The sequence below is a fragment of the Pseudoruegeria sp. HB172150 genome (genome assembly GCF_013184805.1).
Lineage (GTDB): Bacteria > Pseudomonadota > Alphaproteobacteria > Rhodobacterales > Rhodobacteraceae > Psychromarinibacter.
The window spans coordinates 1,915,653-1,937,042 of sequence record NZ_JAATNG010000001.1; the positions used below are offsets into that span (position 1 = coordinate 1,915,653).

20 protein-coding genes are annotated in these 21,390 nt (G+C 60.4%); 10 read left to right on the forward strand and 10 right to left on the reverse strand.

Translation table 11 applies throughout. The features are described 5' to 3' along the window. Positions 1-86: 86 nt before the first annotated feature. The 6 genes from rseP to pyrH form a co-directional block, all read right to left on the reverse strand. Positions 87-1,424 (reverse strand): RIP metalloprotease RseP, encoded by a 1,338-nt coding sequence (gene rseP / locus HCO70_RS09160; protein WP_172295160.1) that lies wholly within the window; start codon positions 1,422-1,424, stop codon positions 87-89. Between the two features lie 11 nt (positions 1,425-1,435). Next, positions 1,436-2,608, reverse strand: coding sequence for a 1-deoxy-D-xylulose-5-phosphate reductoisomerase (gene dxr, locus HCO70_RS09165; protein WP_172295162.1), 1,173 nt, complete (start codon positions 2,606-2,608; stop codon positions 1,436-1,438). Positions 2,609-2,617: 9 nt separating this feature from the next. Further along, on the reverse strand, positions 2,618-3,412 hold the full coding sequence (locus HCO70_RS09170; protein WP_172295164.1) for a CDP-archaeol synthase: 795 nt from the start codon (positions 3,410-3,412) through the stop codon (positions 2,618-2,620). Then, positions 3,409-4,128 (reverse strand): polyprenyl diphosphate synthase, encoded by a 720-nt coding sequence (gene uppS, locus HCO70_RS09175; RefSeq protein WP_172295166.1) that lies wholly within the window; start codon positions 4,126-4,128, stop codon positions 3,409-3,411. The genes HCO70_RS09170 and uppS overlap by 4 nt, the downstream gene beginning before the upstream one ends. A 138-nt stretch (positions 4,129-4,266) precedes the next feature. Next, a complete protein-coding gene (gene frr, locus HCO70_RS09180; RefSeq protein WP_172295168.1) occupies positions 4,267-4,830 on the reverse strand; it encodes a ribosome recycling factor in 564 nt (187 codons plus the stop codon). Between the two features lie 58 nt (positions 4,831-4,888). After that, complete coding sequence (gene pyrH, locus HCO70_RS09185) at positions 4,889-5,629, reverse strand: UMP kinase (RefSeq protein ID WP_216665309.1); 741 nt, start codon at positions 5,627-5,629, stop codon at positions 4,889-4,891. 79 nt (positions 5,630-5,708) lie between these two features. Between pyrH and miaA the strand changes: the two genes are divergently transcribed. The 7 genes from miaA (at position 5,709) to HCO70_RS09220 (ending at position 15,894) form a co-directional block, all read left to right on the forward strand. Next, a complete protein-coding gene (gene miaA, locus HCO70_RS09190) occupies positions 5,709-6,596 on the forward strand; it encodes a tRNA (adenosine(37)-N6)-dimethylallyltransferase MiaA (RefSeq protein WP_172296225.1) in 888 nt (295 codons plus the stop codon). A gap of 118 nt (positions 6,597-6,714) precedes the next feature. Next, positions 6,715-7,506: an AraC family transcriptional regulator gene (locus HCO70_RS09195; protein WP_172295170.1), complete on the forward strand. Its 792-nt coding sequence runs from the start codon at positions 6,715-6,717 to the stop codon at positions 7,504-7,506. A gap of 270 nt (positions 7,507-7,776) precedes the next feature. Continuing rightward, positions 7,777-9,438 (forward strand): ABC transporter substrate-binding protein, encoded by a 1,662-nt coding sequence (locus HCO70_RS09200; protein WP_172295172.1) that lies wholly within the window; start codon positions 7,777-7,779, stop codon positions 9,436-9,438. 132 nt (positions 9,439-9,570) lie between these two features. Then, complete coding sequence (locus HCO70_RS09205) at positions 9,571-10,617, forward strand: ABC transporter permease (RefSeq protein WP_172295174.1); 1,047 nt, start codon at positions 9,571-9,573, stop codon at positions 10,615-10,617. Between the two features lie 10 nt (positions 10,618-10,627). Continuing rightward, positions 10,628-12,046, forward strand: coding sequence for an ABC transporter permease (locus HCO70_RS09210; RefSeq protein WP_172295176.1), 1,419 nt, complete (start codon positions 10,628-10,630; stop codon positions 12,044-12,046). Position 12,047: 1 nt separating this feature from the next. Then, positions 12,048-14,132 (forward strand): ABC transporter ATP-binding protein, encoded by a 2,085-nt coding sequence (locus tag HCO70_RS09215; protein WP_172295178.1) that lies wholly within the window; start codon positions 12,048-12,050, stop codon positions 14,130-14,132. A 133-nt stretch (positions 14,133-14,265) separates the two neighbouring features. Then, on the forward strand, positions 14,266-15,894 hold the full coding sequence (locus HCO70_RS09220; RefSeq protein ID WP_172295180.1) for a M48 family metallopeptidase: 1,629 nt from the start codon (positions 14,266-14,268) through the stop codon (positions 15,892-15,894). A 6-nt stretch (positions 15,895-15,900) separates the two neighbouring features. Here the strand turns inward: HCO70_RS09220 and HCO70_RS09225 are convergent, their stop codons facing one another. Both HCO70_RS09225 and HCO70_RS09230 read right to left on the reverse strand, forming a co-directional pair. Continuing rightward, entirely contained in the window at positions 15,901-16,734 is an 834-nt protein-coding gene (locus tag HCO70_RS09225) for a DUF1206 domain-containing protein (protein ID WP_172295182.1), read from the reverse strand. 71 nt (positions 16,735-16,805) lie between these two features. Further along, positions 16,806-17,393, reverse strand: a complete 588-nt coding sequence (locus HCO70_RS09230) for a lytic transglycosylase domain-containing protein (protein WP_172295184.1) — start codon at positions 17,391-17,393, stop codon at positions 16,806-16,808. 203 nt (positions 17,394-17,596) lie between these two features. On the opposite strand from HCO70_RS09230, the gene ssb reads away from it, so the two are divergent. The 3 genes from ssb (at position 17,597) to HCO70_RS09245 (ending at position 19,603) form a co-directional block, all read left to right on the forward strand. Further along, complete coding sequence (gene ssb / locus HCO70_RS09235) at positions 17,597-18,091, forward strand: single-stranded DNA-binding protein (RefSeq protein WP_172295186.1); 495 nt, start codon at positions 17,597-17,599, stop codon at positions 18,089-18,091. A gap of 281 nt (positions 18,092-18,372) precedes the next feature. Next, a complete protein-coding gene (gene aqpZ / locus HCO70_RS09240; RefSeq protein WP_172295188.1) occupies positions 18,373-19,065 on the forward strand; it encodes an aquaporin Z in 693 nt (230 codons plus the stop codon). A 142-nt stretch (positions 19,066-19,207) separates the two neighbouring features. Further along, positions 19,208-19,603 carry a DoxX family protein gene (locus HCO70_RS09245; protein WP_172295190.1) on the forward strand — a complete coding sequence of 132 codons (396 nt, stop codon included), beginning with the start codon at positions 19,208-19,210 and terminating at the stop codon, positions 19,601-19,603. A gap of 32 nt (positions 19,604-19,635) precedes the next feature. Here HCO70_RS09245 and aroB read toward each other — a convergent pair whose 3' ends face one another. Further along, positions 19,636-20,751 (reverse strand): 3-dehydroquinate synthase, encoded by a 1,116-nt coding sequence (aroB, locus tag HCO70_RS09250; protein WP_172295192.1) that lies wholly within the window; start codon positions 20,749-20,751, stop codon positions 19,636-19,638. After that, positions 20,748-21,320 carry a shikimate kinase gene (locus tag HCO70_RS09255; RefSeq protein WP_371742198.1) on the reverse strand — a complete coding sequence of 191 codons (573 nt, stop codon included), beginning with the start codon at positions 21,318-21,320 and terminating at the stop codon, positions 20,748-20,750. The genes aroB and HCO70_RS09255 overlap by 4 nt, the downstream gene beginning before the upstream one ends. Positions 21,321-21,390: the final 70 nt, after the last annotated feature.

The window sequence follows — 21,390 nt, forward strand, 5'->3', positions numbered from 1 at the left end:
GTTCTGCCTCCATTCACCCAAGCAAGATACTTGCGCAAATGACGTAGGGTCGAAATTGGGCGGAATTTGGGCGTGTCTACGCCGCTTCAAGGGCAGAACAGGTCGTTTGAGAGGGCAAAAGCCATAAGGCTCAACAGCATGAAAAGCCCCACACTCATCAGGACACGCAGGGCGCGGTCGCTGGGAGGGCGGCCGATCGCGGCTTCGTAGACGTGGAAGACCAGATGGCCCCCATCAAGCACCGGGATCGGAAACAGGTTGAGGAAGCCGACCGCAGTCGAAAGCACCGCGATGAACCAGATGAAGGTTTCGATCCCCTGGCTTGCCGCTTCGCCACTGGTCTGAGCGATTCCGATTGGGCCCCGGAGATTGCAGCTGGAGATCGCGCCAACGGCCATATGATACAGGCCGGAGACAGACGACTTCACGATGAATACCGTCTGGTTCACGCCGTAGAGCAGTGACTGGCCAAGCCCGGGTGTTTCCGTCATCGGCTCGAAAATCATGCCGCCATTGACGCCAATCAGCCAGCGCGTCTCGAACCCGCCATCCGCAAGCGGTAGATCCATGCGTTTGGGTGTCAGGCTGGCTTCGAACGTCTCGCCGTCGCGCCAGACCGTCATGACCATCTCGCCACCATCGGACTCGCCCACGGCAGTGCGCAGATCCTCGAAGGCCACTATTGGTTCGCCATCCACGGCGGTAATCACGTCGCCTTCCTGAATCCCGGCTTCGCTGGCCGCGGATCCCGGCGTAACGCCGACCACTGCCCCCGGATAGGGGTATGGGACGGACACAGTCATTTCCTGCCCGTCACGGCGGATGGTGAAGTCCAGCTCCGGCTGGACCGGAAGCGTGTCGATGAAATCGCGGAATTCGGCGACGGGCGGCGTCGGTTCGCCTTCGACCGCCAGGATCTCGTCCCCCGGCTGCAATTGTCCCTGCAAGCCTGGCGCCGGGCGCAGATCGCCCACTGTCAGCGGGTCGCTCGCGACACCCGTGGCCATGATAATAGCGCCGAAGACGACGATCGAGAGAATGAAGTTGAATACCGGCCCCGCGGCCACCGTCAGCATGCGCGCCCAGAGCGGCGCGCCATGCATTGTGTGCCGTCGGGTTTCCTCGTCCATCGCATCATAGGCGTCGCTCGCCTTGTCGCTGGCCGCACCGGCGTCGCCGAGGAACTTGACGAAACCACCGAACGGCAGCGCGGCAATCTGCCATTGCGTGCCACGCTTGTCGGTTCTGCTCCACAACACTGGCCCGAAGCCGACCGAGAACACCTCTGCCCGAATCCCGCACCAGCGGCCGACAATGTAGTGGCCGTATTCGTGAACCGCGACGATGATGCTCAGCGCAACAACGAAGGCGCCGATCGTGTAAAGTGTATTCCCAAAGGTCGGGATGAGCTCGGTCAGTTCCAAAACACTGCCTCTTACTGTCTTTTCTCGATCGCCTCGCCCGCGCGAACACGGGCCAGATGATCCATTTGAAACACGTTATCAAGGTCGAATCGGGCGGAACTTAGACCCTCTTCGGTTGACATTCGCTCAAGAACCTCGCCGACGATCTCTGCCATCCCGGTGAACGCCAGACGCCTTTCCAGAAATGCGTCGAGCGCCTTTTCCTTTGCCGCGTTGAAAGCCGCGCCAGCCAGTCCGCCGATGCGCATTACCTCGCGGGCCAGCCCCAGCGCGGGCCAACGCTCCGGATCCGGCGCACGGAAGCTCAGGCTGGCAATCCGCGCCAGATCCAGCCGCTCCACCGGCAGATCCCGCCGTTCGGGCCAGTGCAGCGCATATCCGATGGCATGTCGCATATCCGGTGCGCCCATATGCGCCATAAGCGCCCCGTCGCGGAACCCAACAAGTGCGTGAACAAGGCTTTCGGGGTGGACAAGGACCTCGATCCTGTCCGGATCCAGGCCGAAATATTCCTTGGTCTCAATCAGTTCCAGGGACTTGTTGAACATGGACGCGCTGTCGACGGTGATCCGCTGGCCCATGGCCCAGTTCGGATGACAGGCGGCCTGTTCCGGCGAGGCATAGGCAAGGTTCTCAAGCGGCCAGTCGCGGAAGGCGCCGCCGGAGGCTGTTATGATCACGCGCTCGATGCAGGCGGGGTCCTCACCGACCAACGCCTGAAACACCGCGGAATGTTCGCTGTCCACCGGCAGGATCGTCGCGTTTTGCTTTCTGGCCTCGGCCATCAACAGCGGTCCCGCCGCAACGAGGCTTTCCTTGTTTGCCAGCGCGAGGGTTGTGCCGTGCCTCAAGGCCGCGAAGCCCGGCGCCAGCCCGGCCGATCCGACGATGGCGGACATGATCCAATCCGCCGGCCTGTCCGCCGCCTCGATGAGCGCCCCTGCCCCGGCGGCCGCCTCGACGCTGGTGCCGGCGAGTGCCTCGCGCAGTATCGGCAGTTGTTCTTCATGTGCCGTAACCGCGATGTCAGCGCGGAAACGTTTCGCATCTTCCGCCAGCTGCGACACATTCGCGCCGCCCGTCAACGCGACGACATCATAAGCTTCGGGATCACGTGCGATAAGGTCGAGGGTGTTTTGCCCGATCGACCCGGTGGCGCCGAATATCGTTACCCGTCTCGTCATACCAGACTCTCAGAGTGTCAAATCCGGAACATCCACGATCAGCGCAGTCAGCAGCATGAAAAGCGAGGCCCCCAGCAATGCGTCAAAGCGGTCGAAGACTCCGCCGTGGCCCGGCAACAGGTTAGAACTGTCCTTTACGCCCATGCGGCGTTTCAAGGCACTTTCTGCGATGTCGCCCATCTGCGATGCGAAGCTCAGGAGGACCGCAATCCAGTACAGGTCTCGCCCGGCATCAGTGATGTTCTTAAAGACCAGGCTGACAAGAAAAGCCGCGATCCAGCCGCTGATGATACCTGCCCAGGTCTTTTTCGGGCTGATCGAGGGCCAGAATTTCTTGCCTCCGATCATCCGACCGCCAAAGTAACCCGCTATGTCGGTCATAACGACGGTTATCACCAACCAGAACAGCCAGACGACGCCGTAGGTGTCGCGCGCCCAGGTCAGGCCATAACCCGCGACGAGGATGCCGACCGCGTAAACGGCAAAGATCAGCGGATGCCGACGTAGCAATGCGATGCCCGTCAGGGCCGGTGCAACCAGCAGCGGAAGCGTGAATACGGAGGGCAACCCCCGAGCCAGGAGGACCGCGGCGGCGGTCAGCACGCCGATCTGGATCGCTTCCGCCTTACGGTCCGGCGCGACCATTGTGGCGAGTTCCCAAAGCATGATGCCGGTCACCAACGCGGCTGTTATCGCGAATGTCGTCCCGCCAATGGAGATCAGGATGATTCCGGCCGCTGTCAGGCTAAGTCCGGTAATGACCCGCGGGCGCAGATCGTCCCATCGGCGCCCACTGGACGTCATGTAAGCACGGCACCGAAACGGCGTTCACGACCCGCGAAATTCTCGACGATCTCGGCGAAAATCCGCTTCGTGAAATCCGGCCAGAGCGTGTCTATGAACTCGTACTCGGAATAGGCGGATTGCCACAGCAGGAAATTGGAGATGCGTGCCTCGCCAGAGGTGCGGATGACCAGGTCCGGGTCCGGCAAAACGTAGGTGTCCAAATACTTTGGCAGTGTCTCTTCATCCACATTCTTAGGATCCAGCTTGCCAGCCTTCACATCGTGCGCGAGCCGACGCGTCGCACGGGCAACCTCGTCCCGCCCGCCGTAATTCAGCGCGACGGTCAGATGTACCTTGTCGTTGTTCGAGGTCAGCAGTTCGAGCTCGTCCATCATCTGCACAAGCTTGTCATCCAGACGGATGCGGTCGCCGATGAAACGGACGCGCACGCCCTCTGCCAGCAGTTCCTGCGCCTCGCGCTGGATGTAGCGCCGGAACAGCGACATCAATCCGGCAACCTCGGACTGGGTGCGTTTCCAGTTCTCGGTGGAGAATGCAAAGATCGTCAGATACTTGACGCCCAGTCCCGGGCAGGCGCGCACGATCTCCTTCACTCGGCGGGCACCAGCGTGATGGCCGAAGAGACGGGCCTTGCCGCGAGCCTGCGCCCAGCGACCGTTGCCGTCCATGATGATGGCCACATGGTCCGGCCCTTTTCCTGCGGTCTTCGTCATGGCTCTGCTCCCGGCCTCAATCGCCTCGCGGCTGACATGTCCAATTCTACAGTCCAGCGTCAAATCGGTTCAAACATATCCGCCTGTAACGCCCAAATGCGGCGGAAATAGTGCACAGAGCGTTTCCGCGCCGGCAGGTTATACCTGCATGATCTCACCCTGTTTCACTTCCAGTGCCTCGTCGACGGACTTAATGTGGCCGTCGGTCAGTTCCTGAATCTCGTCGTGCCAGAGTTTATGCTCGTCTTCTGACATGCCGGCGTTCTTGGCTTTCTTCAGCTGTTCCATGCCGTCACGCCGCACGTTGCGGATCGCGACCCGGGCACTTTCGGCATATTGGCCGGCAACCTTCGTCAGTTCCTTGCGGCGTTCCTCGTTCAACTCGGGGATGGGCAGCATGATGATGGTGCCGTTGAGCTGCGGATTGATGCCAAGACCGCTTTCACGGATCGCCTTTTCCACCTTGCCGACAAGGCCCTTGTCCCAGACGTTGATCGTGACCATCCGTGGTTCGGGCACGTTTACGGTGCCTACCTGGTTTATCGGTGTCACCGCACCATAGGCTTCCACCGTGATCGGCTCGATCATCGAGGCTGAAGCGCGACCGGTCCTGAGCGACGCGAATTCGTGGCGCAGCGCGGTCATTGCGCCGTCCATCCGCCGCTTGAGGTCATCAATATCGATTTCGATTTCGTCAGCCATCGCACCGCTCTTTTACTGTTATTCGGGCACCCCTCCCGAGGGCTGGGGCCTTATAGACCTAGCTATGCACCGTTGTATAGGTGCCCTGCCCGGCCAGAATTCCCCGGAAGCCGCCAGGTTCGTCGAGGGAAAACACGATGATCGGCAAGTTGTTGTCCCGCGCCAGCGCAATGGCGGAGGCGTCCATGACGTTCAGGTGCTTTTGCAGCACCTCGTCATAGGTGACCCGGTCGTATCTTTTGGCATCAGCGTGTTTCTTGGGGTCGCAATCATAGACACCATCGACTTTGGTCCCCTTGAAAATCGCTTCGCACGACATCTCGTTGGCGCGCAACGTCGCCGCAGTGTCGGTCGTGAAATACGGATTGCCTGTCCCCGCGGCGAAGATACAGACGCGGCCCTTTTCGAGGTGACGCACCGCGCGGCGGCGAATGTATGGCTCCGCCACCTCATCCATGCGGATGGCACTGATGACGCGGGTGAATACGCCGAGGCCCTCGAGCGATGACTGCATCGCGAGGGCGTTCATAACCGTTGCCAGCATACCCATGTAATCGGCGGTCGTACGTTCCATCCCCTGAGCCGAGCCTGCCAGCCCGCGGAAGATATTGCCGCCGCCAATCACCATGCAGATCTCGACGCCGAGGTCGTGAACGGATTTCACCTCGTGCGCGACTCGCTCCACCGTTGGCGGATGCAGGCCGAAACCCTGATCGCCCATCAGCGCCTCGCCGGAAATCTTCAGCAGGACACGCTTGTATTTGGTTTCCGGCAAGATCGCCGTCGCCACATCACTCATCTTCCTGCCCTCGGCCACCGCTTTTCTTGCGCTGCAAAATGTCGGAAAAGGCCCGCATGTTCAATCCGGAAGCGACCAGATGTGCACCAAAGCGCTGAAACGCCTGGATAGCGAGCGACCGGTGCTGATCGCTGGCGCCACGGCGAGCGGAAAATCTGCGATGGCCCTCGAAATTGCCATTGGCGCCGGGGGAGTGATCGTCAATGCCGACGCGCTGCAGGTCTTCGCGAACTGGCGCGTGCTGACAGCCCGGCCGTCGCTGGACGAGGAAGCGCTGGCCCCACACCTTCTATACGGACATGTCGCGAAGGATTTTCCGTACTCTGTCGGTCAGTGGCTACGAGATGTCGAGCCGATCCTTACCGGCGACGCGCGCCCGATCATCGTTGGCGGAACCGGATTGTATTTCAGCGCCTTGACAGAAGGACTGGCTGCCATTCCGGAAACGCCGAACCGCGTGCGTGAGGAAGCGATGGCGCGTATGGAAGCGGAAGGCGCGGACGCCCTTCTGGCCGAACTCGACAGAGCCACGACAGAGCGGATTGACCGAATGAACCCGATGCGGATCCAGCGCGCCTGGGAGGTCTTGCAGACAACCGGACGTGGACTCGCGCAATGGCAGGACGAGACACCGCCGCCGCTTTTGCCAATAGGCGAGTCGCAGACACTCCTGATCGACGCGAACCGAGACTGGCTGAACGATCGGATCGACCGCCGTTTCGATGCGATGATGGCGAACGGAGCGCTGGAAGAAGCCCGGCGGAATCTGGCCGAAGGGTGGGACCCAACGATGCCGTCAGCCAAAGCCATTGGAGCAAAAGAGCTTATCGACCACCTTTTGAGAAACCGTAGCTTGAAAGACGCAGTCTCTGCAGGAAAAACAGCTACTCGCCAATTCGCCAAGAGACAGCGCACCTGGTTTCGGTCCAAGATGAAAGGATGGGCGACGGTCGAGCTGCCAAAATAATATTCGATCAATCGCACAAAAGCTGCAAATACACAGGCAATCTGTGTTAAAAAACCTGGGACAGTGATACTCAACTTATCCGATGCGGATCTTCAGCGAGAACCGACCCGACATTAACATGGCGACTGGCGCTCGACGCTTTCGCGTCGAGAATCTGCCGCGTGTGACACCGGAAAACCGGTGGCGGACCGAAGCGATGCGCTCCTACGCGCAGCCTTTGCTTCTGTGGTTCACGCGCGGCCAGGGCCGCATCACCGTCGCCGGCGTCACACATGGTTTCGGCCCGCATCACGCGGTGTTCTTGCCCGCTGACACGATGCACGGATACGAGATGTCCGGCCAGGTATTCGGTACAGCCGTCTACCTCCCGACCGACCGGTCCCTGAACCTGCCGGAGGAGCCGGTGCATCTGCGCTTCCGCGATGTACAGCAGCAGGCCGAACTCTCGGTCATGATCGAAAACCTGCAGGCAGAGCTTCAGGCGAACCGGCCCGGCAAGGAACGGGCAATGCTAGCCCATGCAGGCCTACTGGCGGTCTGGCTTGATCGCGAAGTGGAAGCTGGGCATCGACAAGATCTGCACCCGGATGCAGCCCGCCGGATTGCCGCTGCGTATTCGGCGATGGTAGAGCGCGACTACAAGACCGGTCGCACCATAAACTATTTTGCCTCACAACTGGGCGTGACACCGACACATCTTACCCGGTGCTGCAAGATCGCCTGTGGACGGTCGGCATCGGCTTTGCTGGCCGACCGGATCCATTTCGAGGCACGGCGCCTGCTGACGGAAACCAGGCGCCCGGTGAAAGACATCGCGCAGGAGCTTGGTTTCAACTCTGCCGCGTATTTCACCCGCGCGTTCCAGAAACATACCGGCGAAACGCCCACGGGCTTCCGTAAGCACGGCTGACGCGTTCCGCCGATAAAAGCACGTGACTAGCGGCCCAGATTCCGGGATTCCGGTTGCATTGAAGGGTTATGTCGTTTTTCCTCAAAGCGCATGTCGCTTTCAGACCGTCATAAGACGGAAGCGGCGATTGACGCGACGCCAAAACGTGTGCGGAATGTCAAGCCAAGGGAGGGCGCCGTTCATCGGCAAAAAAATAACAGCTGCGTGCGGTGTCATTCGCACGACATGCGCCACCAAAATAAAAAGATCATGTCTCACAGGGAGTAGACTATGACGCTTCACACCGAAACTGGTCGGGTCCATCCGGCCGTGGAAATGTACGCCGAAGAGTACCGCGCGGGCCTGATGGACCGCCGCGAGTTCCTGACGCGCGCGACATCGATGGGCGTGGCCGCTGGCGCGGCTTATGGCCTGATCGGTGCCGTCCAACCTGCGCATGCCCAAGGCAATATGCAGGAAGGCGGAACCTTGCGGGTTCAGATGGTCGTTCACGACCTGAAGGACACCAGAACCTGGGACTGGTCGGAAATTGCCAACCAGTGCCGCGGCACCCTGGAGTACCTCGTTGAGTACAACAATGACGGCTCGATCCGCGGCATGCTGCTGGAGAGCTGGGAAATCAACGACGACGCCACCGAATACACGCTTAAGGTGCGTCCCGGTGTGACCTGGAACAACGGCGATCCGTTCACCGCAGACGATGTTGCCCGCAACATCGCGCGCTGGTGCGAGAAGGATGTGGAAGCCAACTCGATGGCCGGACGCGTCGGTGCGCTCATCGATCCGGACACTGGCGTCGCGATCGAAGGCGCCATCGAAGTCGCTGACGAGACGACCGTGCTGTTGCACCTGCCGGCGCCGGACATCTCGCTGATTGCCGGCTTTGCCGACTATCCTGCTGCCATCGTTCACGAAACCTTCAATTCCAATGACGTGATCAGTGCTGTTGGCACCGGCCCATACCTGATCTCTGAGCTTGAAGTCGGCGTAAAATGCACCCTGGTCCGGAACACCGATCACACCTGGTGGGGCACGGAAGTCTATGGTGGCCCGTATCTGGACACCATCGAGTACATCGATTTCGGGACCGACCCGGCTGCCTGGCTTGCGGCGATCGAGTCCGAGGAGGTCGACATGCTCTACGAGTCTGTCGGCGAGTTCATCGACGTGATGGACGGGCTTGGACTGGTCAAGTCAGAGGTCGTTACCATGGCCACCCTGGTGATCCGTCCGAACCAGCTGGCCGAAATCGACGGCAAAATGCCGTATGCCGACCCCAAGGTCCGCAAGGCGCTGGCGATGGCGGTGGACAACAACGTCCTGCTGGAACTGGGCTATGGCGGACGCGGTGCCGTGGCGCAAAACCACCATGCCGGACCGAAGCACCCGGAATACGCGGATATCGGCGATCCGGCCTATGACCCGGCCGGAGCCATGGCACTGCTGGAAGAGGCCGGTATGGCCGATTTCGAGCACGAGATCCTTTCAATCGACGACGACTGGCGCCGCAACACCACCGATGCTGTCGCCGCGCAGCTGCGGGACGCCGGCATCAAGGTGAAACGGACGATCCTTCCGGGATCGACGTTCTGGAATGACTGGACGAAGTACCCGTTCTCGTCGACCAACTGGAACCATCGCCCTCTTGCGGTGCAGATCTGGGCGCTCGCCTACCGGTCTGGCGAAGCTTGGAACGAATTCGGCTGGGAAAACGAAGAGTTCGACTCCCTGCTCGCCGAGGCGCTATCGGTTGCCGATGCTGAAAAACGGTCCGAGATCGCGGCAAAGTGCGAGAAGCTGATCCAGGATGAGGGCGTTACCATTCAACCTTACTGGCGCTCGCTTTTCCGTCACATGCGGGAAGGGATCATCGGTGCCGAACAGCACATTACCTTCGAGCATCATCACTACAAGTGGGCACTCGAAGCCTGACGACCAAAGCTACCGCCGCGCCCCGACCGGGGCGCGGTTTTTCGCTAATGGGACGGATGCGGTCCTAACGGGAACGGCCGCGCAAGACGCCGCAAAAGGTGCTGATCCGCCCTAGCCACGACAGGGGAAGCCATGGCGCTCTTCATCCTCCGCCGACTGGGGATCATGATCCTTACGGCACTGTGCTTGACGTTTATCGTTTTCTTTCTCACGAACCTGTATCCCAACCTCGAAAAGCTCGCGAAAACGCAGGGCAACCAGCGGATGTCCGATGAGCAGGTCGAGGTATGGCTTGCCAACAGAGGATACGACCGAAACCTGTTCGTGAAGTACGGCGAATGGCTCGGCGTCCTTCCCGGGTACGTCATCGAAGGAAACGATGGTGTGGTGAGGGGGCGTTGTTTTCCGCAGGGAGGATCGCCCGAGGACGCACCGACTTTCTGCGGTGTTCTGCAGGGCGACTGGGGCTGGTCGACACGGTTTCGCGAACCGGTGCAGGACATCGTCTTCAAACGGTTGGGGCTGACCGGTTGGCTGATGCTGGCTGTGATGTGTGTAATGGTGCCGGGCGCCCTGATTATCGGGGTACTGGCAGGGATGCGGGAGGGATCGAAGCTCGACCGGTCGCTATCGACATTCTCGATCATTACCACGGCGACGCCGGAATACGTTTCGGGTGTGATCTTTATCGCGGTCTTCGCGTCTTCCACGGTCGGCTTGAAATGGTTCAAGGGTACCGCTACCAGCGCGATGGAAGACATCACCTGGGAGAACTTCACCCTGCCGGTGCTGACGATAGCACTTTACGGCATGGGCTATATCGCGCGGATGACCCGCGCGAGCATGGCCGAGGTGATGACCGCGCAATACATCCGCACCGCTCGGCTGAAGGGTGTGTCTTTTCCGAATATCGTACTTAAGCACGCGCTCAGGAATGCGCTGATCGCACCGTTTACGGTGATCATGCTGCAGTTCCCCTGGCTGCTCAACGGCGTGGTGATCGTAGAGACACTGTTCAACTACAAAGGCTTTGGCTGGACGCTGGTCGAAGCGGCAGGAAACAACGACATCGAGCTGCTACTGGGCGTCTCGGTCGTCTCGGTCTTCGTGGTTCTGATTACGCAGCTGATATCCGATATCGGCTACGTCTATCTGAATCCGCGGATCCGCGTGAGCTGAGGAGGCACCGATGGAACCCTTAACCTGGACCGGCATCCTCGGCCCCGTTCTGAACCCGCTGCTGATCGCCGCCGCCGTTGTCTTCGGCATCTCGGTCTTGCTGCAGATCGTGTTGTCTTTCGTGACAACCAGCCCGGTCATACAGGGCCCGACGATGGCAGCGCCGCGCAGTCTCTCGGACTACGTAGGCTGGGCCACCGCTGCCAGCTTTGCCCTAATCGTGCTGGTGTGCCTGGCTTACCTCGTCGGCGGTCTGGTGATACCCGGCCTCGAGGCCAAAGGCATCCTGGGCGCGATGTCGCAGCGGCTGTGGCCGGTCTGGCTGTCGCTGGTCGTCGTGTTCGCACTTTCTCTGCAGTTCAAGCGGCGGCTCGGGCTGTACGGCAAGCTGTTCGATTCGACGATCGGGATGATCGGGTTCGGACTGGTGATGTTCTGGGTCTTTACCGGAATCTACGCGGCGATGGACTTGATCCTGACCCACGACCCGCTGACCCAGGTGTCCGGCATGAAGAACAAGCTGCCGGGCACGCCATTGTCCGGCGCCGAGGAAGGCGACTATCCCTATTATCTTCTGGGCGGCGACAATCTGGCGCGCGACGTGTTCAGCCGGATGGTCGCGGGCGCCTGGGAAGTCATCAAGATCGCTCCTTTCGCGACCGTCTTTGCCTTCATGGTCGGGATCACGCTGGGGCTGCCCGCAGCTTATTATGGCGGCAAGCTGGATACGTTCCTGTCCTTCCTCGCCAATCTGATCCTCGCCTTCCCTGTGATCCTGCTGTTCTACCTGCTGGTCACGCCGGAGATCGTGGCGACAGGGATACCCGTTTACATGGCGGCGGTCCTGTTCATCTTTCCCATCGTGTTCTTCGTGGTGCTGTTCAATTCGCGGTTCCACACCCAGCCACAGAAACGGTTGATCTATATCGGCATCACGCTGGTCGTCGGGCTGTGGCTGTATGCCGGCATCGCGTGGAACGCCGATCCGTTCGGTATCATCGCATTCCCGCCAAATCTGCTGGTGGTCTTTGTGTCGGTTGTATTCGTGAACTCGCCCACCGTGTTCCGGATCGTTCGCGGCCTGGCGCTCGATATCAAGACGCGGGACTATGTTGCGGCGGCTCAGACCCGTGGCGAAGGGCCCTGGTACATCATGCTTTGGGAGATCCTGCCGAATGCACGCGGACCGCTGATCGTCGATTTCTGCCTCCGTATCGGCTACACCACCATCCTGCTCGGCACGTTGGGATTCTTCGGGCTGGGCCTGTCGCCGGAAAGCCCGGACTGGGGGTCCACGATCAACGAGGGCCGGAAGCTTCTTTCCATCTACCTGCACCCTGCCCTGCCCCCCGCGCTTGCGCTGCTGTCGCTGGTGCTGGGCTTAAACCTGCTGGCCGACGGTCTGCGCGAAGAAAGCTTGAGGGACTGACATGGCGAAATGGGATTACGACGGTCCGATCCTCGAGATTGACCAGCTTTCGATCAGCTTCTTTACGCGATTACGGGAGATCCCGGCGGTCATGGATTTCTCGTGCACCGTGCAACCCGGCGAAGCTATGGGATTGGTCGGTGAATCCGGTTGCGGAAAGTCAACCGTAGCTCTGGGCGTGATGCAGGACCTTGGGGTCAACGGGTCCATCGTCGGCGGTTCGATCAAGTTCAAGGGCCGCGACCTGGGCCAGATGAGCGATCATGAGCTGCGCGACATCCGCGGCAGCGAGATCGCCATGATCTACCAAGAGCCTATGGCCTCTTTGAATCCGGCGATGAAGATCGGGCGCCAGTTGATCGAGGTTCCGATGATCCACGAGGGGGTTTCGGAAAAGGAAGCCTGGAAACGGGCGCTCGAGGTCGTAACGGACGTAAAGCTGCCGGACCCGGAGCGGATGCTGAAAAGCTATCCGCACCAGCTTTCGGGCGGCCAGCAGCAACGAATCGTCATCGCGATGGCGCTGATGTCGAAGCCGTCCCTTCTGATCCTCGACGAGCCGACCACGGCACTGGACGTGACGGTCGAGGCCGCCGTAGTCGAACTGGTCAAGGACCTGGGCAAGAAATACGGCACGTCGATGCTGTTCATCAGCCACAACCTCGGGCTGGTACTGGAGACCTGCGACCGGCTTTGCGTGATGTATTCGGGTGAAGCGGTTGAAACGGGCTCGATCAAGGATGTTTTCGACAAGATGCGGCATCCATACACGCAGGCACTGTTCCGCTCGATCCCTTTGCCGGGGGCGGACAAGAATACGCGCCCGCTGAAAGCCATTCCGGGCAACTTTCCCCTGCCCCATGAGCGGCCCCCCGGGTGTAACTTCGGTCCTCGTTGCGACTATTTCGTAAAGGGCGTCTGCAACGCGGACGAAGTCCCGATGTTTGAGATCCCCGGCGATGACCGGCACGCCTCTCGATGCCGGCGCATCGACGAGATCGACTGGCATGCCAAGGTCGCGGCCGCCGAAACGCATGAGAAGACGCAGGTCGGTGACGTCGTCCTGAAGATGGACAACCTCAAGAAGTACTACGAGGTCGCGGCCAACGCGCTGTTCGGCGGCGGCGACAAGAAGGTGGTGAAGGCCAACGAGTCGATCAGTTTCGACGCGCGGGAGTCTGAAACCCTGGCTATTGTCGGTGAGTCCGGCTGCGGGAAATCCACCTTTGCCAAGGTGCTGATGGGTCTGGAGACCGCAACCGATGGGCAAGTTCTGCTATACAATCAGGACATCCAGGACATCCCGATTGAGGATCGGCGCACTGACACGGTGTCTTCGGTACAGATGGTGTTCCAGAACCCCTTCGATACCCTGAACCCGTCGATGAGTGTCGGGCGCCAGATCATGCGCGCATTGGAGATCTTCAAGATCGGCAAAGACGAAGCCGAACGTCGGCAGCGAATGCTGGAGTTACTCGACCTGGTGAAACTCCCGCGTGAGTTCGCCGAACGGATGCCGCGACAGCTTTCGGGCGGGCAGAAGCAACGCGTCGGCATCGCGCGGGCCTTTGCCGGCGGCGCGAAGATCGTGGTCGCGGATGAACCGGTTTCGGCGCTCGACGTTTCGGTGCAAGCAGCAGTGACCGACCTCCTCATGGAGATTCAGCGCAATGAGAAGACGACGCTGCTGTTCATCTCGCACGACCTGTCCATCGTCCGCTATCTCTCGGACCGGATCGTCGTGATGTATCTGGGGCATATTGTCGAAACCGGAACGACCGAGCAGGTTTTCTCGCCGCCGTACCATCCGTACACCGAAGCGCTGCTGTCGGCCGTGCCCATCGCCGATACGCATGTCGAGAAGAAGCACATCGTGCTGGAGGGTGACATTCCCTCTGCGATGAACCCGCCGCCGGGCTGCCCGTTTCAAACCCGCTGCCGGTGGAAATCTCAGGTTCCCGGCGGCAAGTGCGAGTCGGAACTGCCGCCCTACCGCGACCTGAGCGATGGGCACAGGGTGCTTTGCTGGCTGTCCGATGAACAGCTCGCGGACATGGAGCCGGTTATCAAGATCGCGGCGGAGTGACGTTCGCCGCGCTTCAAGCGTGGAATTTTCTCTAACGACCAGTTCACACGCGACAAGCGTTTGCTCCCATGTACGCTTCATACGGTCGACATCCGAAACCGGGATGTTGGCAAGGGACATTGGAGGATTTTTTATGAGCTATTTCGATCTTGGGACCTATTCGCGTCCCGTTACCCGCATCGCCGAAGCGCAGACATGGTTCGACCGGGGCCTTGTCTGGCTATTCGGTTACAACCACGAGGAAGCCATTGTCTGCTTCGAAAAGGCGCTGGCCGCCGACCCTGCCTGCGGTCTGGCGCATTGGGGCATCGCCTATGCAATAGGCCCTAACTACAACAAGCCCTGGGAAGTCTTCACAGAGGAAGAAAAGGGCCCGGCCCTCGCCCGTGCCCACGCCGCGCTGGCCGCTGCCCAGGCGCTCGACCTTCCGCCTGCCGAGCGCGCGATGGTCGAAGCTTTGGCAGAGCGGTATCCACAGGATCCGGAAATCGAAGATTATCAGCCGTTCAACGACGGTTTCGCCGAGTCCATGCGCCCGGTCTACGAGGCGCACAAGGACGATCTGGATGTCACCTTCGTCTTCGCCGAGGCACTGATGAACCGCACGCCCTGGCAGCTCTGGGATCTGCCCACCGGCAAGCCCGCACCGCATGCCTCAACGGAAGAGGCGCGGGCGGTGCTGGAACGTGCCTTCGAGACGCCGGCCGCCTGGGATCACCCGGGGCTGCTGCACATGTATATTCACTTGATGGAGATGTCGCCTACACCGGAGGCAGCGTTGCGCCACGGCGACCGGCTGACCGGGCTGGTTCCGGATGCCGGGCACCTCGTGCACATGGCCACGCATATCGACGTTCTCTGCGGCGATTACCAGAACGTCGTGACCCGCAACCATGCGGCTTCGCTGGTGGACGGGCGATTCAAGGAGCATGCCGGCGGCGCGAACTTCTATGCGCTTTACCGCATCCACAACCTGCATTTCGAGCTCTACGGGGCCATGTTCCTGGCCCAGCCTTCCAGGGCTCTGGATGCCGCTGCGCGTCTGCGCGCGGAAGTGCCGGACGAGGTGGTGCGGGTTTATCCGGACCTGTTCGAAACGTTCGTCGCATCGCGACCGCACGTCCTGATCCGGTTCGGCATGTGGCAGGAGATCCTGAACGAAACGATCCCGCAGGACACGGAACTCTACGCCGTCACCCAGGCTCTGACACTCTACGCCCGCGCCATAGCCCTGGCGAACCTTCATCGTCCTGTCGAAGCGGAGGCGGAAGGGCAGAAATTTCTGACCGCCATGGCCGCGATCCCGGAGGAACGGATGCTGTTCCAGAACAAAGCCCGGGACGTTCTTGCCGTGGCGCGGGAGATGATGCTGGGCGAGATCGCGTTCAAGTCCGGCAATACCGACAAGGGTCTCGCGCATTTGCGCGAAGCGGTGCGGTTGGATGACGGTCTGATGTACGAAGAACCCTGGGCCTGGCCCCAGCCTGCCCGGCACGCGCTAGGGGCGCTTCTTATAGAGGCCGGCAAGTGGGAGGAGGCAGAGACCGTCTACCGCGCCGATCTGGGGCTCGATCCGACGCTGCCCCGCCCCCTGCAGAACCCACAGAATATTTGGGCGCTGCACGGACTGCATGAATGCCTGCAGCGGCGTGGTGAGAGTGTGGAGATCCTGCACATTCGCCAGCAGCTTGCCCGGGCGCAGGCGCGGGCGGAAGTGCCGGTGCGGGCGTCCTGCTATTGCAGGTCAAAGCGCGCTGCCTGAGGCGCTTCAGATGGCCGCCGCTATTCGTGCCGCGAGTGTTTCGATGCCATCATCGGCCACGCGCGGCACGATGCGGTAGCGTACGTTGACGAAGCAGAAAACGGCAAAGCCAAGCAGACCGAGACAGATCGCTACGACGATCACCTTACCGAAGGCCTGCGATTCCAGAAAGTCGAACACCTTGTCGAGCCCGCCCGCTTCTTCGGGCTGGCCGAGGATAGCAGCGCGGATCAGAAAGAAACCGATAAGGCCGACGATGACGCCCTGAGCCAGAAGGCCGGCCTTCAGGACCCAGTTCCAATTCATCGTGAAGCTGTTGCCGCGCAGGTGTTCCCGGTATTTGCCTGCAAGCCCTTTGTAGCCGTAATAGATCCCGGCGCCGATTGTGCAGACCCCGGCAATCCCGATCAGCCAGCGGCCAAACGGTACCGACAGGGCCTTCCCGACATAAGTGATAACCGCCGAATTTCCGCCGCTGCCGGACCCAAAGATCAATGACAGTGCAGCGATAGCCAGTGCAGCGTGGATGAGCCCGGTCACGACCATCCCTGCGCGGGCGATGATGCCCTTTGCGCCGGTCCCGTATGCTTCGAGGTCCCAATACGCATCCACCAACCGCCAGACAAAATAGGCGCTAAGACCCAGGGCGATCAGTGCCAGCACGGCGTATCCGCCGCCACTCGATTCCAGCGACTGCAGCGCCGATCCGGTCCCCTTCGCGTCTCCGCCCCGCGAAATAGCCCAGAGCGAGAAACCCGCGATTGCGAGATAGGTGAGCCCACGTCCGGCATAACCGGCGCGCATGATTGGCAGGGTCCAGGACAGATCACTTTGGGGCACAAAACAACTCCTCTTACCCATGCGCAACTCATCCATGGGCCAAGAGGTTCCCGACAACGGTTTAGTGGCGCTTAACTGCCCCAGATCACCCGCACGTAGTTCCGTGTTTCAGCGTAGGGCGGCACGCCTTTGTGCTTCTCAACCGCCTCGGGGCCGGCATTGTAGGCCGCGAGCGCCAACCGCCAAGAGCCGAACCGCATATACTGCGCCTTGAGGTACCTTGCACCTCCTTCGAGGTTTTCTGCCGGATCGGCCGCGTCCACACCCAGTGTTCGCGCCGTCTCGGGCATTAACTGTGCGAGGCCGAAAGCACCTTTGTGGGATTTGGCCTTCGGTTGCCAGCCGGATTCCTGCTGCACTAGGCGCAGGAACAGATCCTCCGGCACGCCGTGTTTGCGCGCCGCATTACGCGCCATGTCCAGATACGGGCCGGCATATGTGCCACTGTAGCCTTGAATGGCAGCACCATCGAGTTCGAAGGTCTTTGGCTGAAATCTGACGGAGTTCGCGTATTGCGTCGACGCACGCTCGTCCAAAAGCTTCGTCTGGGCCGCAAACAGACCCATACGGTTCTTGGTCGAAAGGTTCAGCCCCTCGGCAGATGCAGAGCCCGCGCACAGCATGGCAGCAGCGCAAAAGCCCCCCCAGAGAATTCGCATCTCACTGTCCCTTTTGATTAACGATAGCCATGATATTGTTTTTGCGCCCTCATCGCCAGTGTTATTCCTGTAACAGCTATCAGGCAGGCGCCAGCCCTACCCACCTGCGCCGGCATTTCCTTGCGCATTTACCTTTTCTTCACCATGTACGAATGGTCTAACAGGCACCCGACGGGAAACAGATTCGAGAAAAGGAACGGCGCATGGCGGGCTCGGTGAACAAGGTCATCCTGGTGGGCAATCTGGGCCGCGACCCCGAAGTCCGCACGTTCCAGAACGGCGGCAAGGTCTGCAATCTGCGGATCGCCACATCGGAAAACTGGAAGGACCGCAACACCGGCGAGCGACGAGAGCGGACCGAGTGGCATTCGGTCGCGATTTTTTCGGAGCCCTTGGCGCGGATCGCCGAGCAGTATCTGAAGAAGGGCTCGAAGGTATACATCGAGGGCCAGCTAGAAACCCGGAAATGGCAGGACCAGTCCGGTCAGGATCGCTACTCGACCGAGGTTGTCCTTAGGCCCTACCGGGGTGAACTGACACTGCTGGACAGCCGTGGTGAGGGCGGTGGCGGCGGATACTCGGATGACCGCGGCAGCTACGGCGGAGGGTATTCCGGCGGCGGCGGCGGCCAGGGCGGTGGCGGTTATGGCGGATCTGCGCCAGCGGGCGGCGATATCGACGACGAGATTCCATTCTGACGGAAAGCTGTCGGTGGCGTCAGCAGTGTCTGCCAGTTTATTTCCACACAGAACATTGGAAACGGGCCGTATCGCAAGCCCGGTTTTTCATTTGAGTGAATGCCCCGGCCAGATTTGAAATGTCCATTTGAGGTCGGAAGGCACAAATCCGGGCTAATAGTCTGATTTGCGCAAACTGTCAGGTTTGGACAATTCGGAAAACTTCTCGAATTTACAGTTCGACTTGAATCCTTCGAGCTGAAGGGTGGCGGAAAGTTCGATTAAATTTGGGATGACTAACGATGACCAACAAGCTCTTGGCCGAATTCTTTGGGACATTCTGGCTCGTTTTTGGTGGGTGCGGCGCGGCGGTCCTCGCTGCCGGTGTACCGGATGTCGGGATCGGTTGGCTGGGTGTCTCGCTGGCTTTCGGCCTGACGGTGCTGACGATGGCATTTGCCGTCGGCCACATATCGGGCGGGCATTTCAACCCCGCCGTCTCGCTCGGCCTGATGATTGCGGGCCGGTTCCAAGCCAAGGAGTTGATCCCCTACTGGATCGCGCAGGTTCTTGGAGCCATTGCCGCGGCAACCGTTCTCTATCTGGTAGTATCCGGTCAGTCCGAGTTCGCCGGTGTCGGTAGCTTTGCAACCAACGGCTTCGGAGACGCGTCACCGCAGGGATATTCGGTGATGTCAGCGCTGATCATCGAGATCGTGCTCACTGCCTTCTTCCTGATCATCATCCTCGGTGCAACTTCACCCGGAGCGCCGGCCGGTTTCGCGCCGATTGCGATCGGGCTTGCACTTACGCTTATTCACCTGATTTCGATTCCGGTTACGAACACATCGGTAAACCCGGCGCGTTCAACTGGCGTCGCCCTATTCGCCGATGCGCCTGCCCTTGCTCAGCTTTGGCTTTTCTGGGTCGCACCGCTGATCGGCGGTGCGATCGGGGCGTTGATCTGGCAGATGATGAACCGCCAGGCCGAGTGAGTACGCCCTCGGGCACACCAATTCACTGAGCATTTGCGCGCAGTTTGTCTGCGCGGATTGAGATTTTCCGTCCAGTTCCCGCCCGCTAGATATGCGGGAACGCTGCACTTCGCAGCCCGAAATTCAAGATTGGACAGACAGAATGATCAATACGCTCAACGCACAGGCGCCTCGCGTCCTTGCTATCCTACGCGTCGTCACTGGCCTGCTGTTTCTACAGCATGGCACGCAGAAATTGTTCGGCTTCCCGCCGTCCGAAATGGGTCAACCACCCATCGCATCGCTGATGGGCGTCGGCGGCATCCTGGAACTCGTGGGCAGTATCCTGATCATCATCGGATTCCAGACGCGCATCACCGCCTTCATCCTGTCAGGCATGATGGCAGTGGCGTACTGGATGTTCCACGCGCCGTCGTCCATCTACCCCGTGCTGAACGGAGGCGAACTGGCGATCATGTACTGTTTTGTCTTCCTTTACATGGTCTTCGCCGGACCCGGAGCGTGGAGTGTCGATGGCTCGCGCAAGGCAGCGGTATGATCGCCGTCACTGTATGCTATGACCCGCGCGGCTCAACGCCGCGCGGCTAGCCCTTCCGACAGGACGTCCATCACGACCTCATGCGGGACATCCGAAGTAACGAACGCCTTGCCGATACCGCGGGCTAGGATGAAGCGCAGCTTGCCGTCCAGCACCTTCTTGTCCTGTCCCATCAGGTTGAGCAGGGTTGCTGCACCGGGAAGATCACCCGGGATGTCGGCCAGGTCGGTTTTCATCCCCATTTCCTTCAAATGTGCCCGAACTCGACTCGGTTCTTCCTGCGAGCACAATCCAAGCCGCGCCGAGGTTTCGAATGCCAATGCGCAGCCGATGGCGACGCCCTCGCCGTGAAGCAGCCGGTCGGAATAGCCCGTGGCCGATTCCAGTGCGTGGCAGAACGTATGGCCAAGGTTCAAAAGAGCGCGGTCACCCTGTTCGGTCTCGTCCCGGGCGACGATCTCGGCCTTCATCTCGACGGATCGTTTCACCGCATGGCTGCGCAAAGCCATATCTCCGGCCGCTAGTCCGGGGCCGTTAACCTCCAGCCACTCGAAAAACTCCGCATCGCCCAACAGCCCGTACTTCACCACCTCGCCATACCCGGCGAGGAAATCCCGGCCAGTCAGCGTGCTCAGAGCGCCGATGTCAGCCAATACAAGCGAGGGTTGGTGAAATGCGCCGATCAGATTCTTGCCTTGAACCGAATTAATGCCGGTCTTGCCGCCAACCGAGGAATCCACCTGCGCGAGCAGGCTGGTCGGCACCTGAACGAAGCGTACGCCCCGCCGAAGCACGGCAGCGGCGAAACCGGCGAGATCGCCGATGACACCGCCGCCGAGTGCGACGACGATGCCGCGGCGCTCGACTTTCTGTTCCAGCAGCCACTCAACGCAGCGCGAGAACTGTTCCCATCCTTTCGTCGCTTCGCCCGCCGGCAGGACCAGCGCTTCGCTTTCGATGCCGGACGTGGCCAATCCATCGCAGAAGGGAGCGAGGTGCAGGTCCGCAACATGACTGTCGGTCACAACCGAGACACGTGGCGCATGCAGCAGCGGCGCGATTTCCTGCCCTGCCCTGGTGATCAGATCCTCTCCGATCCGGACGTCGTACGACCTGTCACCGAGTTCGACGCGCACCGTCTCTGTCATTCGTGCACCTCCAGCACGTCAGGCCTCTGCCGCAACACGTCGATGACGTTCGCTGCCATTTCTTCAATGGCATAGTCCGCCCGCGCATCGGCCACGAGTTGTGCCTGCGCATAGTAGGGCTCTCGGATTTCGCACAGCGATTTCAGCGTCGCGAACGGATCCGGCGTACGCAGCAATGGCCGGGTCGCCTTGTGCCGCACCCGCTGCCACAGAAGATTAACATCTGCCCGCAGCCAAACGGCCACACCGCGACGTGAGATGACTTCTCTATTGTCCGCCGACAAGAAGGCCCCGCCACCGGTTGACAGAATGCCGGGCCGTTCGTCCAGAAGACGTGTGATCACCTGAGTCTCCTTGTCGCGGAAGAAAGGCTCGCCATAGCGTTCGAACACTTCGGCAATCGTCAGATTCGACGCCTTCACGATTTCGTTGTCGGAATCCAGAAAAGGTACACCAAGGATCTTTGCCAGTGCCTGACCGACAGCCGTTTTGCCCGAACCCATCATCCCGACAAGCACGACAGTCTTTTTCAGCCGGTATCTCAAAACGGCATTGTCCCGCCCATAAATTCGTCCGGTGGACTGAATGGCGTGTCGAGCCGGAAAATGCCATATATAAATCCGACTACGCCGCATCCCA

Coding starts and splice junctions, on each gene's coding strand:
- ssb (WP_172295186.1), top strand. CDS start 17,597: ATGGCGGGCTCGGTGAACAAGGTCATCCTGGTGGGCAATCTGGGCCGC.
- HCO70_RS09220 (WP_172295180.1), top strand. CDS start 14,266: ATGAGCTATTTCGATCTTGGGACCTATTCGCGTCCCGTTACCCGCATC.
- HCO70_RS09230 (WP_172295184.1), bottom strand. CDS start 17,393: ATGCGAATTCTCTGGGGGGGCTTTTGCGCTGCTGCCATGCTGTGCGCG.
- HCO70_RS09245 (WP_172295190.1), top strand. CDS start 19,208: ATGATCAATACGCTCAACGCACAGGCGCCTCGCGTCCTTGCTATCCTA.
- HCO70_RS09195 (WP_172295170.1), top strand. CDS start 6,715: ATGGCGACTGGCGCTCGACGCTTTCGCGTCGAGAATCTGCCGCGTGTG.
- pyrH (WP_216665309.1), bottom strand. CDS start 5,629: ATGAGTGATGTGGCGACGGCGATCTTGCCGGAAACCAAATACAAGCGT.
- miaA (WP_172296225.1), top strand. CDS start 5,709: ATGTGCACCAAAGCGCTGAAACGCCTGGATAGCGAGCGACCGGTGCTG.
- HCO70_RS09205 (WP_172295174.1), top strand. CDS start 9,571: ATGGCGCTCTTCATCCTCCGCCGACTGGGGATCATGATCCTTACGGCA.
- HCO70_RS09200 (WP_172295172.1), top strand. CDS start 7,777: ATGACGCTTCACACCGAAACTGGTCGGGTCCATCCGGCCGTGGAAATG.
- aqpZ (WP_172295188.1), top strand. CDS start 18,373: ATGACCAACAAGCTCTTGGCCGAATTCTTTGGGACATTCTGGCTCGTT.
- frr (WP_172295168.1), bottom strand. CDS start 4,830: ATGGCTGACGAAATCGAAATCGATATTGATGACCTCAAGCGGCGGATG.
- dxr (WP_172295162.1), bottom strand. CDS start 2,608: ATGACGAGACGGGTAACGATATTCGGCGCCACCGGGTCGATCGGGCAA.
- uppS (WP_172295166.1), bottom strand. CDS start 4,128: ATGACGAAGACCGCAGGAAAAGGGCCGGACCATGTGGCCATCATCATG.
- HCO70_RS09215 (WP_172295178.1), top strand. CDS start 12,048: ATGGCGAAATGGGATTACGACGGTCCGATCCTCGAGATTGACCAGCTT.
- aroB (WP_172295192.1), bottom strand. CDS start 20,751: ATGACAGAGACGGTGCGCGTCGAACTCGGTGACAGGTCGTACGACGTC.
- HCO70_RS09210 (WP_172295176.1), top strand. CDS start 10,628: ATGGAACCCTTAACCTGGACCGGCATCCTCGGCCCCGTTCTGAACCCG.
- HCO70_RS09170 (WP_172295164.1), bottom strand. CDS start 3,412: ATGACGTCCAGTGGGCGCCGATGGGACGATCTGCGCCCGCGGGTCATT.